This is a genomic window from Pseudorhizobium tarimense (assembly GCF_022968135.1).
GTDB lineage: Bacteria > Pseudomonadota > Alphaproteobacteria > Rhizobiales > Rhizobiaceae > Neorhizobium > Neorhizobium tarimense.
Map to the genome: position 1 here is coordinate 191,700 of NZ_JALJRA010000011.1, position 14,018 is coordinate 205,717.

16 protein-coding genes are annotated in these 14,018 nt (G+C 60.3%); 5 read left to right on the plus strand and 11 right to left on the minus strand.

The window, feature by feature from the left end:
- Positions 1-19: 19 nt before the first annotated feature.
- Together glgA and MUU54_RS15140 are read right to left on the minus strand one after the other, a co-directional pair.
- The gene (gene glgA, locus MUU54_RS15135) at positions 20-1,498 is read right to left on the minus strand and encodes a glycogen synthase GlgA (protein ID WP_247244872.1); all 1,479 of its coding nucleotides are present in this window, start codon (positions 1,496-1,498) and stop codon (positions 20-22) included.
- Between the two features lie 269 nt (positions 1,499-1,767).
- Positions 1,768-2,070, minus strand: coding sequence for a DUF2934 domain-containing protein (locus MUU54_RS15140; RefSeq protein ID WP_247244844.1), 303 nt, complete (start codon positions 2,068-2,070; stop codon positions 1,768-1,770).
- Between MUU54_RS15140 and MUU54_RS15145 the strand changes: the two genes are divergently transcribed.
- Positions 2,069-2,218 carry a hypothetical protein gene (locus MUU54_RS15145; RefSeq protein WP_247244845.1) on the plus strand — a complete coding sequence of 50 codons (150 nt, stop codon included), beginning with the start codon at positions 2,069-2,071 and terminating at the stop codon, positions 2,216-2,218. The genes MUU54_RS15140 and MUU54_RS15145 overlap by 2 nt on opposite strands.
- Positions 2,215-2,439, plus strand: a complete 225-nt coding sequence (locus MUU54_RS15150; RefSeq protein ID WP_247244846.1) for a hypothetical protein — start codon at positions 2,215-2,217, stop codon at positions 2,437-2,439. Before MUU54_RS15145 ends, MUU54_RS15150 begins: the two co-directional genes overlap by 4 nt.
- A gap of 66 nt (positions 2,440-2,505) precedes the next feature.
- Here MUU54_RS15150 and MUU54_RS15155 read toward each other — a convergent pair whose 3' ends face one another.
- The 5 genes from MUU54_RS15155 to MUU54_RS15175 form a co-directional block, all read right to left on the minus strand.
- Positions 2,506-3,003, minus strand: coding sequence for a YciE/YciF ferroxidase family protein (locus MUU54_RS15155; RefSeq protein WP_247244847.1), 498 nt, complete (start codon positions 3,001-3,003; stop codon positions 2,506-2,508).
- An 87-nt stretch (positions 3,004-3,090) separates the two neighbouring features.
- Positions 3,091-3,276, minus strand: a complete 186-nt coding sequence (locus MUU54_RS15160; protein WP_247244848.1) for a hypothetical protein — start codon at positions 3,274-3,276, stop codon at positions 3,091-3,093.
- 33 nt (positions 3,277-3,309) lie between these two features.
- Positions 3,310-3,696 carry a BON domain-containing protein gene (locus MUU54_RS15165; RefSeq protein ID WP_247244849.1) on the minus strand — a complete coding sequence of 129 codons (387 nt, stop codon included), beginning with the start codon at positions 3,694-3,696 and terminating at the stop codon, positions 3,310-3,312.
- A 68-nt stretch (positions 3,697-3,764) separates the two neighbouring features.
- Positions 3,765-4,349, minus strand: coding sequence for a cysteine hydrolase family protein (locus MUU54_RS15170; protein ID WP_247244850.1), 585 nt, complete (start codon positions 4,347-4,349; stop codon positions 3,765-3,767).
- Positions 4,350-4,483: 134 nt separating this feature from the next.
- A complete protein-coding gene (locus tag MUU54_RS15175; RefSeq protein WP_247244851.1) occupies positions 4,484-4,663 on the minus strand; it encodes a hypothetical protein in 180 nt (59 codons plus the stop codon).
- Positions 4,664-5,149: 486 nt separating this feature from the next.
- Here MUU54_RS15175 and ku (MUU54_RS15180) point away from each other — a divergent pair, with 486 nt between their 5' ends.
- On the plus strand, positions 5,150-5,953 hold the full coding sequence (ku, locus tag MUU54_RS15180) for a non-homologous end joining protein Ku (RefSeq protein ID WP_247244852.1): 804 nt from the start codon (positions 5,150-5,152) through the stop codon (positions 5,951-5,953).
- Positions 5,954-5,962: 9 nt separating this feature from the next.
- Here ku (MUU54_RS15180) and ligD read toward each other — a convergent pair whose 3' ends face one another.
- Complete coding sequence (ligD, locus tag MUU54_RS15185) at positions 5,963-8,500, minus strand: DNA ligase D (RefSeq protein WP_247244853.1); 2,538 nt, start codon at positions 8,498-8,500, stop codon at positions 5,963-5,965.
- A 2-nt stretch (positions 8,501-8,502) separates the two neighbouring features.
- On the minus strand, positions 8,503-9,360 hold the full coding sequence (gene ku, locus MUU54_RS15190) for a non-homologous end joining protein Ku (RefSeq protein WP_247244854.1): 858 nt from the start codon (positions 9,358-9,360) through the stop codon (positions 8,503-8,505).
- Between the two features lie 171 nt (positions 9,361-9,531).
- On the opposite strand from ku (MUU54_RS15190), the gene MUU54_RS15195 reads away from it, so the two are divergent.
- Positions 9,532-10,038, plus strand: a complete 507-nt coding sequence (locus MUU54_RS15195) for a sigma-70 family RNA polymerase sigma factor (RefSeq protein WP_247244855.1) — start codon at positions 9,532-9,534, stop codon at positions 10,036-10,038.
- A gap of 20 nt (positions 10,039-10,058) precedes the next feature.
- Here the strand turns inward: MUU54_RS15195 and MUU54_RS15200 are convergent, their stop codons facing one another.
- Both MUU54_RS15200 and MUU54_RS15205 read right to left on the minus strand, forming a co-directional pair.
- Entirely contained in the window at positions 10,059-10,781 is a 723-nt protein-coding gene (locus MUU54_RS15200) for a glutathione S-transferase (protein WP_247244856.1), read from the minus strand.
- A gap of 17 nt (positions 10,782-10,798) precedes the next feature.
- Entirely contained in the window at positions 10,799-11,428 is a 630-nt protein-coding gene (locus MUU54_RS15205) for a UdgX family uracil-DNA binding protein (RefSeq protein ID WP_247244857.1), read from the minus strand.
- A gap of 159 nt (positions 11,429-11,587) precedes the next feature.
- Between MUU54_RS15205 and MUU54_RS15210 the strand changes: the two genes are divergently transcribed.
- The gene (locus MUU54_RS15210; RefSeq protein ID WP_247244858.1) at positions 11,588-13,933 is read left to right on the plus strand and encodes a glucose/quinate/shikimate family membrane-bound PQQ-dependent dehydrogenase; all 2,346 of its coding nucleotides are present in this window, start codon (positions 11,588-11,590) and stop codon (positions 13,931-13,933) included.
- Positions 13,934-14,018 lie beyond the last annotated feature (85 nt).

Sequence of the window (14,018 nt, forward strand, 5' to 3'; positions counted from 1 at the left end):
TTTGTGAGTGTCAACTCGTTCAGACGGCTACATCGGACTCGTTGCTGACTTTGAAGCCAGGCGATGTCTTGAGCAGGCTGGCGTAAACCGCAGCATATTGCTGCGCGCTGCGATCCCAGGAGAAGCGAGCCTTCATTCCCTGGTTCTGCAGACGTGCCCATTGCTTCGGATCAGCATAAGCCTGGAGAGCTCGTCTCAGTGCCATCCGGAGACCGTCCGTGGTAACGGGATGAAATTGGAAGCCGGTTGCGACACGCGCAGACATGGCGGCATCATTTGCGTCGATGATCGTTTCCGACAGACCGCCCGTACGCGAGACGACAGGCACGCAGCCGTACCGCAGAGCGTAAAGCTGGGTGAGGCCGCACGGTTCGAACCGAGACGGCTGTATGATCGCATCCGAGCCACCATGGATCAGATGCGCAGTCGGCTCATCATAGCCGATGTGGACGGCCATCCGGCCCGGGTAGCGGCTTGCCACCTCGAGCAGCTGCTGTTCGATCCCGTGGTCGCCGCGGCCGAAGACAATCAGTTTGCCACCATTCCAGATGATCTCGTCAGCCGTCTCGGCGAGCATATCCATGCCCTTCTGCCAGGTCAGGCGGCTGACAGCGGAGAAGACGGGGCCCTGGTCGTTGAGATCCAGGTCGAACTTCTTCAGAAGAAGCGCTCGGTTGGCCGTCCTTTGACGAAGGCTGGAATAGTCGTAGTTCGCCGGCAGGTGTGGATCGATCGACGGATTCCACACCTCCAGATCGATCCCGTTAACGATGCCGCGGAGGACCGCGGCGCGCTCGTTCAGGATGCCGTCCATGCCCATGCCGAACCGGGGCGTCAGGATCTCGCGGGCATAGGTAGGACTGACGGTGGTGATTGCATCTGCAGTCTGCAGGCCTCCCTTCAGCAAGCTGATGTCGCCAAAGTACTCCAGGCAGTCCATCGAATAGAGATCGGCGCGCAGGCCGAGCGACGGCAGCAAGTCCGCCGAGAACTGGCCCTGGAAGGCGATATTGTGGATCGTGATGACGCTAGGGACCGACAGCCCCATCTCGCGCATGTAAACCGACGTCAGGGCAGTCTGCCAGTCGTGCGTGTGAACCAGGTCTGGCTGCCAGCCCGGCAGCGCGCCGCCTGCAATCTCCGCCGCAGCGAGACTCAGGACCGCAAACCGCTTCCAGTTGTCGGGGTGGTCATTGCCTGCGTCATCCAGGTAAGGTCCGCCCGGCCGATCGTAGAGCGTCGGTGCGTCGAGAACCAAGAGGTTCAACCCCTCCATCCGGACGCGGAGCAGCGTTGCCCTTACACCCAGAAGATCGTCGAAAACCAAGAGCGGAAGCGGGCTGGCCAGCTGCTTCATGACGGTGGGATAGCCAGGAACTAGGGTCGTCGTTTCCACGCCGCAGCGGACCAAGGCTTTCGGCAGCGATCCCGTCACATCCGCAAGCCCGCCCGTCTTCACGAGCGGATACATCTCCGAAGCGACTGACAGGACTTTTATTGGCAAGCTGCTCGTCCTCCTTCGTGCGGCACTGACTGTCGTCTGTGTTGCCTGCCCCATGGGCGGGGTGACAAGCGGGAAGTGAGCGTTCAACATGCCGACCTCCACCGGTTCGTCGGAGCAACATGTCCAACAGAGGGCGAGCTTTCAGCGTTCCACTGTACGATAAGAAGAATGCAATTGTCGCGCACGCGTCAATGTCCAATATGAGGGGAATGCGATAAGCCGCGGCGTAACGGCCGCGGCAAATTGAAGCGTCGCTTAAAGCGTCAGCCCGGCGCGCCGGGCTTTTTCGTCCGCTTGGCGGCGGGTTTCTTCTCGGGAGCCGTCTTTTCTGCAGATTTAGACGACCGCGGTTTTTTTGTCGTCGCCGCCGGAGAAGTGAGATCAGGGGAGGATGCTGATGTTTCGGCGCGCTTGGTGTTCGACCGACGCGCAGGTGTCAGCGAAAAAGCGGAATATTCTCGCCGCGCCTGTTCCCAATGCTCGGCGTCTTTCCCGTGAGGTTTCCCCTCTTCCTCCCAAAGCGCATATGCACGTTTCTTGATCCACTCGTCCTCGGTGTCCGCCATGCTCGTCTCCATTCGCCCGACAGAAAACGGGCTTGAGGAACCGAAGTTCCATCCGCAGGAAAATAATGATGATATTTTTGATGATGGTCAGGAACCATCGGCGGTGCGCGACGTTAGAGCCGTCCAGAAGGAGGGCCCCCCCAAATGACCAAATACTGCGACATCGTCCCGCATTCCGCCGGTTGGACCTATGTCCTCAACGGAGTAGAGGCCGACTGCTCGTTCCATACATACGAACTGGCTCTCGAAGCGGCCAAGGCTCAAATTGCGCGCGACGCTCGTAGCCGGGTCTTTCGTCTGCAGAACCTGAAGGGGGAGATGCTGCCTGTAAACGCAACCTCTCTTCCGCAAGGCCCCTGTCTTGGATGAGCAGAAGGCAACTGTCCGCGACTTGGCGGTCATGGCGAGGCGCCCGGTGAGGGCGCCTCTTTCAGTTTAGGCGGCTTTCTGTGCCGCAGTGTTGACGGCCGTCTCGGCGAGCTTCGTCAGCTTTTCGTCAGTGTTGCTCTCTTCCGAGAGGGTTTCGTCGAGAAGCTTCACAGCATCCTTCAGGCCAAGCTGCTGCGCCCATGCACGAAGCGTGCCGTAACGGCTGATCTCGTAGTGCTCGACAGCCTGTGCTGCAGCCAGAAGGCCTGCGTCAAGAGCCGGCGTGCCCTTGAACTCTTCCATGATCTCTTCGCCTTCCGAGATAATGCCTTCGATGGCATCGCAGGTCTTGCCGCGTGCACGCTTGCCGATGATCTCGAAGACCTGCTTCAGGCGCTCGATCTGCCCCTCGGTCTCGTCCTTATGCTCGGTAAATGCAGTCTTGAGCTTCTCGTCCTGAGCAGCACGGGCCATTTTCGGCAGCGCCTTCAAGATTTGCCGTTCGGCGTAGTAGATATCCTTCAGCGTTTCATAGAAAAGATCGTCGAGGGTCTTGTTGGCCATCTTACTCTCCGAGGTTGATGTTGGCGGTGGTGTTTCCGCCCCAAGTAACGAGAGCTGAAGGGAAAGGTTCCCCTTCGCCCAGGGCTCTCATCGCCGGTTGAAGGTAGGTTCTCGACCGCCTTCCGGCTTGTCATAAAGACGCTCCGTCGCTTCCTTCTGTTGCACCTTCTCGCTCGTGTGGAGACGACGGCGGCGCATCAGGCTGTAAGCGACCACACAGCCTAATAGCAGCGGTCCCAAAGCGACCACGATGAACCATAACTTGTCAGCCATTGCTTTCTCCTTCTCGTCCAGGCGCCTTGCGCCTTAGGCGCTAGCCACCCTAATGTTGTTCTCACAGCTGTTGACGCCGTGGACGGACAGCGCGCATTCCTCCGCGCGTCGGCGATCGGCTTCCTTGGTGACGCTGCCTTCGAGTGTCACCTTGCCCTCGCGCACACCGACAATGATAGCGGTGGGATCCAGCATCGCATCCTGAGTCAGGGCCTCATTGACGGCAGCCTTCACGTCCTCGTCGCTACGGTCATAGCCTGCCGGGGCAACGCCGCGATGCTTCTGCTGCTCATCGCCTTCCGCGAAGATGTTGGTTTCCCCCTGCATGTAGCCGCTCGGGCGACTTTCCGCCGGCCCCTCCCAACGAGGCCACTGGGAAGTCTCGCCGGGGCGGCCCGATTTTGGCGCTTCGTGTTTCATGGCGTCTTTCCTTTTTCTTAGAACTTGTCTTGGAAAGAAAACCGCCATGCAGGCGGGAAGGTTCCGTTCTATCGCCACCAGTCTAGGACTTCGCCGCATGTTGAGATGCGGATCTGCGTCGAGAAGCGGGAGCCGAAGACCTGAAGCGAAGCGTCGTGCGTCTGGTCGGATGTGCTGCAGATGGCATCCTTCAGAAGGATGATGGAGTAGCCAAGGTCAACCGCCCCCAGAACCGCCGCCATGACGCACACGTCCGTCTCTCCACCGGAGATGACCAGGGTGGAAACGTCCTGCTGCTGCAAAAAGGTGTGCAGGCGCCCGTCGAGCCACGGGGAATAGATCGGCTTGTCGAAGACCAGCGCCGGCGGCACGAGCGCGCGGAGTTCGGGGAGGATATCCACCATCTCGTCGCCCAGGACCTGCCGTGTCATCATTGGCCACTTGCGGTAGTAGCTTTGCCAGGTCCCTTTGAGATCCTCGGCGCTTACCGGAGGGATGAACCGTGTGAAGATCGTTTCCGCCGGTCGAGCGGCGGCTAGCTTGGCGATTGGGTCGCGAACCCGGTCCATCCAAGCAACATTCCACGGCGTCTCCTCGGCGAACATGCGTTGCATGTCGACGCATAGGTGACGGCATCTTGTTGAGTCCTCCATCGAATTCTCCTGCGGTTTGCAGCCTGAACACGATCGGGGGAGCTAATGTTCCTGGTTGAGATAGGTGCGCTGAGAGGCCGCCAGTGCGGCTTTGCCTTGATCAGGCAATTATTGTTGTTGGAAGCTTCGAATGCTCAGGAAGGCTGCTTTTCCAGATTATCCGCCAGCGCCTTCTGCAACTCCATCGCAAGATCGAGGAGCCGGTCGGGAACGGGCTCTTTCTCGATCTCATTTAAAAGGACGGAAACCTCCTGGCTGACGCGCCGTCCCAGTCGGACGTCGATATCTGCGTCTTTATTATTTCGCTTCGCCATTCCGACCTCTGACGACGTACTGTAGGCCATCGTCTACCTCGTGCTACCGACCTTACTTTAGCCCCTCATACCTCAAATAACGGAACATCGGAAATCCCGAAAAAGTCACGGGTAACAAAAAACCGCGGGTCGCGCAGTTTCACGCCCGCTGTCTTTCATAATTTCGCTCCAGCATCACCGGCGAGGCGGAGGCGGCGTCCCAGTCGGAATCGAAGTGATCGAAGTGGAAACCGGGTCGCTAGCCGGGAAGGTATCTTCCAGACCTTCTTCCAGCTGATCCTCGAGCTCATGAGGATCCTGCTCCTTGCGCGCGGTCGGTTCCGTTTGGTGGTTTTCGGGTGCCTGATGCGGCGTTCGCTTGTTTTCGTCGGCCATGATGCCCTCCGTAAGTTGCTTTCAAAACGAAGCTGACAGTTCCTTTGTTCCGGACGGGGTGGAACAAAGGAACCTGCACGTCGTTGCCGCCGAAAAGCTGTGGAGGCATCATTGGCGCCGCGTGCATTCTGGAAAGGCTATCTCAAGCTGTCGCTCGTGACCTGTCGCGTGAGCATGACGCCGGCTGTTTCAGAGAGCGGGAAGGTGCACTTCCACAATCTCAACCGCGAAACCCATGCCCGGGTACTCAGCCAGTATGTGGATGCAGAGACGGGCGAGCCGGTCGAGGACGAGGATCAGGTCAAGGGATACGAAAAGGGGGAGGGGGACTACGTCCTTTTCGAGGACGAGGAGATCGAAGACGTGGGGCTGGAAAGCACCCGCACGATCGACATTGACACCTTCGTACCGGTCGAGTCTATCGCCTGGGTCTGGTACGACCGTCCGCATTATCTCGCGCCCGACGATGAGGTCAGCGCCGAAGCTTTCACCGTCATCCGCGAAGCGATGGCCCAGACCGGTACTGCGGGCATTGCACGGCTGGTCATGTACCGGCGAGAGCGCGCGGTCCTGCTTTCCCCTAAGGACAAAGGCATCGTCGTATGGACACTGCGCTACGGCGATGAGGTTCGCGAGCCGAGTGACTACTTTGCCAATGTCGGCGAGGAAAAGCCGAGCTCACAGCATCTGACCATGATGAAGAAGCTGATCGACGAGCGCACGGAAGAGTGGAAGCCGTCGATGGCTGATGATCCGGTTCAGGACCGGCTGCTGGACATCATCGCCGAGCGCAAGAAAGGTAAGAAGGCCAAGAAGCGGGCTGAGCCCAAGGCAGAAGAGCCCAGTAACGTCATCGACATCATGAGCGCGCTGAAGAAGAGCCTTGCGGCCGAGCCGAAGACCTCCCGGAAGTAAGAGCGGCGCTTACCGCTTTGACTTTCTCCCTTGAGGGAAATCGATCGGCGCCTCGGATGTTCTGAAATCCACCCACGGGTCGCGCAACAGTTGTTCAAGGCGGGCGACTGCGTTGGTGACGGTGAAGTAGGTCGGGCCAATCGCGTCGTTCAACTCGTCCCAGGAGATTGGCATCGAAACCGGCGCGCCGGCTCGTGCGCGGGAAGAGTAGGGAGCGACTGCGGTTGCTCCGCGGCCGTTCCGCAGATAGTCGATCAGAATCTTGCCCTTGCGCTTCGACTTGGTGATCGTGGAGACGTAGCGGTCCGGGTCGTCACCTGCCATGCCGTCCGCGAGCGCCTTCATCGCGGCCTTGACCTCCGGCCATTCCGCCGACGGCTTCACCGGTGCAACTACGTGCAGACCTTTGCCTCCGGAGGTCTTTACAAAGCCTGTCAGCCCCATCTGTTCGAAGCGATCCCGTACCTCATGCGCGGCGCGGATGACGTCCTGCCATGTGGTGCCTTCGCCCGGATCGAGGTCGATATTGACCATGTCCGGCTTCTCCCATTGGTCCACGGTTGAGCCCCAGGGGTGGATCTCCAGTGTGCCGCCCTGGACAAGGCCCAGCAATCCATCGAGATCGCGGATCATGATGTCTTCCTCGTCGGGGCTTGCCGGATCCTTGGCGGCGAGGATCTTCTTGTTCATGCCCTTCCAGCCGTGTTTTTGGAAGAAGAGCTGCTTACCGACGCCGTCGGGGCCGCGAACGAGCGCCAGCGGTCGGTTGACGACATACGGCGCCATGAAGCGCCAGACCTGCACGTAGTAATCCGCCAGTCCTGCCTTGGTAACGCCAGCGTCCGGCCAGTATACGCGATCGGGATGCGTCAGCCTGACGGTGCGCTTGTCCGGTTCGGCGGCATGCTCTTCGGCGGTCTTCACCGGGCCTCCCTCGCGAACGACATCTTTCGCCTGCTTGTCTTCTCGCAGCCCGCGGAAGGCGGCATGACGGATGTGGGAATCGGCTGTCCAGCCACGGAACTCCACTTCCGCCACCACCTCGGGTGTGAGAAACACGACATCCTTCTTCTCGACCGCGCTCAGCTTCTCGTCGAACGGGCTCTTGTCGATCTTGATCTTGTCCAGGTCGCGGAACAGAGACTGGGCCACCTTGTTGCTGTAGCCGGTCCCGACGCGCCCGGCATGCCGCAGCTTATCGCCTTCATAATATCCCATGACGAGCGAGCCGATCGCTGTCTTGGAAACGGAGGAGGGGACGTAGCCAGCGACAACGAATTCCTGGCGGGCGGAGCACTTCGACTTTACCCAATCGCGTCCACGCCCGCTGCGGTAGGGAGCGTCCGAAATCTTCGAGATGATGCCTTCGAGGCTAAGCCTGCAGGCGTGCTTGAGCACCAGCCCGCCTTCGTCATCGAAGTGCTCGCTATAGCGGAGCTTTCCATTACTCTTGGCGATCAGGCTTTCGAGCATCTCCTTGCGCTTGATCAAGGGAGCGCTGGTAAGGTCTAGACCATCCAGATAAAGGAGATCGAAGGCGAAGAAGACGAAGCGGTCGGTCCGCCCCTCACTCAGATCCTGTTGCAGTAATGAGAAGTCGGTGGCACCCGCTCCGCCATTTGTGACGATTTCGCCGTCGATGATGGCCTGCCGTGCCGGGAGTGCTTCAAAAGCGGCGGTAATCTCAGCTCCGAACTTCTTGGTCCAGTCGAGCCCTGTGCGCGTCAGGAGCTTGACCTTGCCGTTATCGAACCGGGCCTGAAGGCGATAGCCGTCCAGCTTGATCTCGTGCAGCCATCGCTTGCCCGTAGGAGCGCCCTTCACCAAGGTAGCAAGTTGAGGCGGAATGAATTCCGGCAGCGGCGCCTCGTTCGCGCCCTTGATTTTCTTCGTGTCCATTGGCACCGCGCCGTTCAGTTCCTGGTCTGTCATCGCCAGGTCCCGTTCCTTGGCGGCGGACTTCTTCCGAGGCTTCGGCACCTTCTTGCCCTGAAGTTCTTCGATTACCTGTCCGCTCTTCACTGATCTCGGCTGCTCCTCCAGGATATCCGCATCGCCTTCGGCGCGAGCGAATTCGTCTTCCCCCTTGATCAGCAGCCAGTTTTCCCGCTTCTCGCCGCGGCGATTGGCCATCCGGACAAGATGCCAGCGGCCTTCCAGCTTCTCGCCCTTGAGAGCAAATTCCATGTGCCCCTTTGCATAGGCCTTGTGCGGGTCGCCGATGGGCTCCCAGGTTCCTCGATCCCATAGCAGGACGGCCCCAGAGCCGTAGTTGCCCTCCGGGATCGTGCCCTCGAAGCCGCCGTAGTCGAGCGGATGATCCTCGACATGCACGGCAAGCCGTTTATCGCCCGGCACCAGGCTTGGGCCACGGGTAACCGCCCAGCTTTTCAGAACGCCATCCATTTCGATGCGGAAATCGTAGTGGAGACGGCGCGCGGCATGTTTCTGGATGACGAAGCTGTTGCCCTTCTTTTTCCCCGCTTTCCCCTTCGGCTCGGGCGAGACATCGAAATTGCGCTTCTGGTTATAGGTCTCCAGCGCCATGATCAGCCGGCCTTTCGTTGTGGAGCGGCGGTCTTGGGCTTACGCGCAGGTTTCTTGCTCGCGGATGCCTTACCACTCTTTCCGCCGTTTGCTCCCGCACTCTGGCGCAAGGCATCGAGCAGGTTCGAAACCTTCTTTGGCTCCGGCTTCGGCCGTTGCGGCAGCTTGCGGCCCTCGATCTTCGCGCGAATGAGTTCTGTGAGGGCGGCTTCGTAGCGATCATCAAACTTCGTCGGGTCGAACTCGCCGCGCTTGGTGTCGATGATGTGTTCGGCGAGATCCAGCATCTCCCCTTCGATCTTGAAATCCGGGATGTCGGAGAAGATCTCTTGCGCCGGGCGGACCTCGTAGTCGTAGTTCAGCGTACTTGCGATCAGGCCTTCCTCGTTGGGGCGGATCAACAGCGTGCGCAGCCGGCGGAACAGGACCGTCCGCGCGAGAGCCGCGACGTTCTTCTGCTCCAGGCCTTTGCGGATCAGATTATAGACATCGGCGGCGGCTTTGTCGGCTGGCGCGAGGTAATAGGGTCGATCGAGAAAGATGGTGTCGACGTCGCTGCACGGGATGAAGGTTTCCATCTCCAACGTCTTGTCGCTTTGCGGCACTGCCGCCTTCACTTCGTCCGGCTCCAGGATGACGTATTCGCCGCTCGCGACCTCGTAGCCCTTGACGATGTCATCCTTCTCCACCTCCCGTCCGGTGTCCGCATCCACCATCTGACGATGGACGCGATGGCCTGTGTCACGGTTGATGATATGGAAGCTCACGCGGTCAGAGGTCGACGCCGCAGTGTAGAGCGCCACCTGGCAGCTCAGTTCACCAACATTCAGATAACCCTTCCAGTTTGCACGCGGTGCCACGACACGAAACTCCTCGAAAGCCCTATCAACAGGGGCCGGGGGAACTTTGTTCCGCAGCCCCCGTTGGAGCCTGACTTAACGTGAACAAGTCCATTATCTTAGCGGAACCAAAGACGTGAAGCGTGCGTTTGCCACCGTCATTCCCGCCACGACTTGGAGAGGTAGGCAACGGTGTCTGAATCACAGCTGAATCGTGATCCTGCACGTGCAGACATAGTGCGGCTCATCCCCGCTCTCCGCGCGTTTGCCCGCACGTTCTGCCGCAATCCCACGGACGCCGATGATCTTGTGCAAGAAACGCTGATGAAGGCGCTCGCCAACCTCGACAAGTTCGAGCCTGGCACGAAGCTGAAGTCCTGGCTCTTCACCATCATGCGCAACACCTTCTACACCCGCTCGAAGGTGCTGGGACGCGAGGCTCCGGGCTCCGAGGAGCCGGTGTCGGGAGATACGCCGATGCCGGCGACGCAGGAAGTCAGCGCCCGGGCAAAGGAAGTGGAGCGCGCCCTGCAGAAACTACCTCCTCACTATCGCGAGGTGCTGACGCTGGTGGCCATCCTTGGCGAGAGCTACGAGGCTGCCGCCGAAATCTGCGATTGCGCCGTGGGCACCGTGAAGAGCCGTCTCAACCGCGCCCGCCATCAGATCCTGCAGGAGCTCGGCGAAGACGTCGCCTAGACCGCCCCCTCCTGTGGCCTTCAGTCCGGCTGATCCAGTTCCGGGTAGTGGCGGAAAATGCCGGACTCGTTGAACGGCAGCCGTCGATCCGATTCGAGATATCGGTTTATGTTTGGCCTGCTCTTCACCGTTCCATGGAGTGCCCTCACCAGCGGGATTCGGCTTTCAAATGAAAACATCGCCTTGGGGAACGCGTAGCGCAGCCCTTCCACCAGCTGGAAGAGCGACAGGTCGACATAGGTCAGCCTGTCTCCATAGATGTGCTGCGGCCCGGCCGGGTTGAGGCTGAGGATCTTTTCAAAATACCCCATGAACTTCGGCAAGCGCGATTCGAGAAAGGCGCGGCTGCGCGCCTTCGCTTCCGTCTTCTGGTCCTCGTAATAATCGTCGACGCCCAGCGGGTGGTGGGTGTCGTGAATTTCTGTAACGAGGTCAGTGATCGTCAGCTGGAGACCATGAACGAAGGTGCGCCCCTTTTCTTCGTCCGGCGCGAGATCGAGCCTTGGTCCGAGATGATGGAGGATGTTCGCGACATGGGAGATGACGAGATCGCCATCCTTCAGAAACGGCGGCGCGAACGGCATCTGCTGATCCTCCTTCCCCTCGAGGAATCTCGACATCCGCTGCATGCCGCCCGGCGACCGCGCTACGTCTTCATAGGGAGCGTCCGCTTCCTCAAGGGCAAGACGAACAAATTCGCCGCGTCCCTGGATACCGTCCCAGTAGTAGAGTTCATAGGCCATAGGCACCTCCGCACTGATCACCGCAGATAGTTGGTGACCTTACGAAGATCGTCAACGAAGCGGTCCCGGTCCTGCTTGGCTCCGGCCCGATCCCAAGCTCGCAGAAGGGCGGAGGGGTGGATGGTCACCAGAATCGGAAGGCCTGTCTCACTGCTCAGGATCTGCCCTCGATCCCGCGTGACCTTCGCATCCTTCCCGAGCAAGGAGAAAAGCGCCGTTGCACCCATTGCCACGACGAGCCGAGGCTGGATCAAGCGCAGTTCCGTCGCCAGCCACCAAGCACAGGCTCTGACTTCCCCGATGTTCGGTTTGGCGTGGATGCGGCGCTTGCCCTTATGCGAGAACTTGAAGTGCTTCACCGCATTGGTGACGTAGCATCTTTGCCGGTCGACGCCCGCTTCTTCCAGGGACCGATCCAGCAGCTGTCCCGCAGGGCCAACGAAGGGATGAGCCGACAGGTCCTCCTTGTCGCCGGGCTGCTCTCCCACGAGGACCACATCGGCCTGTGGCGAACCTTCGCCGAAAACCAAATGCGTGGCATCGCGATAGAGATCGCAGCGGGTGCAGCGTTCTGCGGCCCGCCTCGCTTCTTCCAGGGCCTCCGTGCTGTCGCCTGTCGTTGCGGCTGTCGGTGCTCGGGGCTGCATTGAGAGCTCCTTTTGCTCCAGCAACGGCCTGAAGGACTGCGGGTTCCTTGCGGCGATCCCTCTCATCTGGTGCTGGAACTTTCACTGCTGCCGGGCGTTCAGGCGTGGGGTGCACGGCCTGCCGTGCACTGCGACCGCAGTCGGGACAGGAATTCAGACATGGCTATATTGCTTACCGCGATCCTTTTTGCATTGATCGGGATCGCGCTCGCAGCCGGCGGCATTCAGTTGCTGATGCTCGGCGGGAGCGCTTATTACCTCATTACCGGGATCGGCTTCATCATCACCGCCATCCTGCTTTACATGCGGCGTTCTTCCGCCTTGATCCTTTACGCCATCATCGTCATCGGCTCCTTGTCCTGGGCTGTATGGGAAGTCGGCCTCGACTGGTGGCAGCTCGGGCCGCGTGGCGGCGTCGTGATCGTGCTCGGCCTCTGGCTTCTCACGCCGTGGATCCGCAAGCCGCTCGGCTTCAAGAGCCCCACAGGCGCCCGCTATGCAGCCAGCGCGACACCGCTGGCAGCAGCCGTCGTCATCTCCATCCTTGTCGCGATCATCGCAATGTTCACCAACAGCACGGATCTTGAAGGCCGCCTGCCGGAAGAGCAGGTTGTCGCGGCACCCAATCTTGGCGGCGATGTGCCACCCGGCGAATGGCACCAATATGGCCGCACTCCCTATGGCCAGCGCTATTCGCCGCTGGACCAGGTCAACGTCGAGAATGTCGATGAGCTGGAAGAGGTCTGGCGCTACCAGACAGGCGACGTGAAACTGCCGGAAGACGTCGGCGAAACCACCTACCAAGTGACACCCCTCAAGGTCGGCAACAGCCTTTACATCTGCACGCCGCACAACTGGGCCATCGCGATCAATGCGACGACCGGTGAGGAGCAGTGGAAATATGATCCGAACGCCGGGCTCAATCCGGATCGCCAGCATCAGACATGCCGCGGCGTCACCTATTATCAGGATCCCGCCGCCCAGCCTGACGCGCCTTGCGCCCAGCGAGTTTATTTGCCGACATCCGATGCGCGGTTGATCGCCTTGGATGCAACGAACGGCGAAGTCTGCACCTCGTTTGCCGATCAGGGCACACTGCAGCTTGAAGCCAAGATGCCCTACAACCCCGCGGGCTATTACTATTCAACCTCGCCACCCGTTATCGCCGCAGGCAAGATTATCATCGGCGGGGCCGTCAACGACAACTATTCAATCCGCTCTCCTTCCGGCGTGATCCGGGCCTTCGACGTAAACAACGGGGAACTGGTTTGGAACTGGGACTCCGGTAATCCGGACCAGACCGAGCCTCTGCCGCCGGGCGAGACCTATACTGCCAACTCTCCCAATAGCTGGTCGATCTTCAGCGTCGATGAGGATCTCGGCCTCGTCTACATTCCCTTGGGGAACCAGGTGCCCGACCAGTTGGGCATGGGGCGCAGCGAGCCGGTGGAAAAGTACTCCTCGTCAATCGTCGCGCTGGACATCAACACCGGTGCCGATCGCTGGGTCCAGCAGACTGTCCATCACGACCTCTGGGACATGGACGTTCCGGCCCAGCCGGTTCTCATGGACTTGTCGCAGCCGGATGGTTCAATCGTCCCGGCGCTGATCGGGCCGACGAAGCAGGGCGACATCTACGTCCTCGATCGGCGTAGCGGCGAACCTCTGCAGCCGATCCGGGAGATCCCCGCTCCAGGCGGCGCAATCCCTGAAGATTTCACGTCGCCGACGCAGCCGATCACGGCACTCACGTTCCGCCCACGCACGCTTGAGGGCCGCGACATGTGGGGCATCACCATGTTCGACCAGATGGTGTGCCGTATCCGTCTGAAGCAGCTGAAGTACGAAGGCCAGTACACGCCGCCTTCGGTGGAGGGCACGCTCGTCTATCCGGGCAACTTCGGCACCTTCAACTGGGGTTCAATCGCCGTTGATCCCGAGCGGATGGTCATGTTCGGCATGCCGACGTATCTGGCTTTCACGTCCCAGCTTATACCGCGTGCGGAAGTGCCGGAACGTCAGCCGGGACAGACCGGGTCCGAACAGGGCATCAACCAGAATGAAGGCGCCCCCTACGCGGTGAAGATGGGCCCGTTCCTCGGACCGCTGCAGATCCCTTGCCAGGCTCCGCCATGGGGCTACGTCGCGGGCGCAAACCTTCGTAACGGCGAGATCGCCTACAAGCAGAAGAACGGTACCGTTTACGACATGACGCCGCTGCCGCTGCCGTTCAAGCTAGGCGTGCCGGGCATCGGTGGCCCGATGATCACCAAGGGTGGCGTGGCCTTCCTGGGCGCCGCGGTCGACAACTACCTGCGGGCCTATAACCTGACCAACGGCGAGCAGCTCTGGGAGACGCGTCTGCCGGCGGGCGGACAGGCGACACCGATGACCTACTCGGTGGACGATGGCCGGCAGTTCGTCGTGATGGTGGCCGGCGGTCACGGCTCGATAGGCACGACGCCCGGCGACTACGTCATCGCCTACGCGCTTCCGCAAGACTAACGAAGAAGGCCCGGGTCGCGAGCAGGCTTTGTGGAAAGCCGGGCAAATCAGATATGATGGCCACCTCGGGAACGGGTGGCCATTT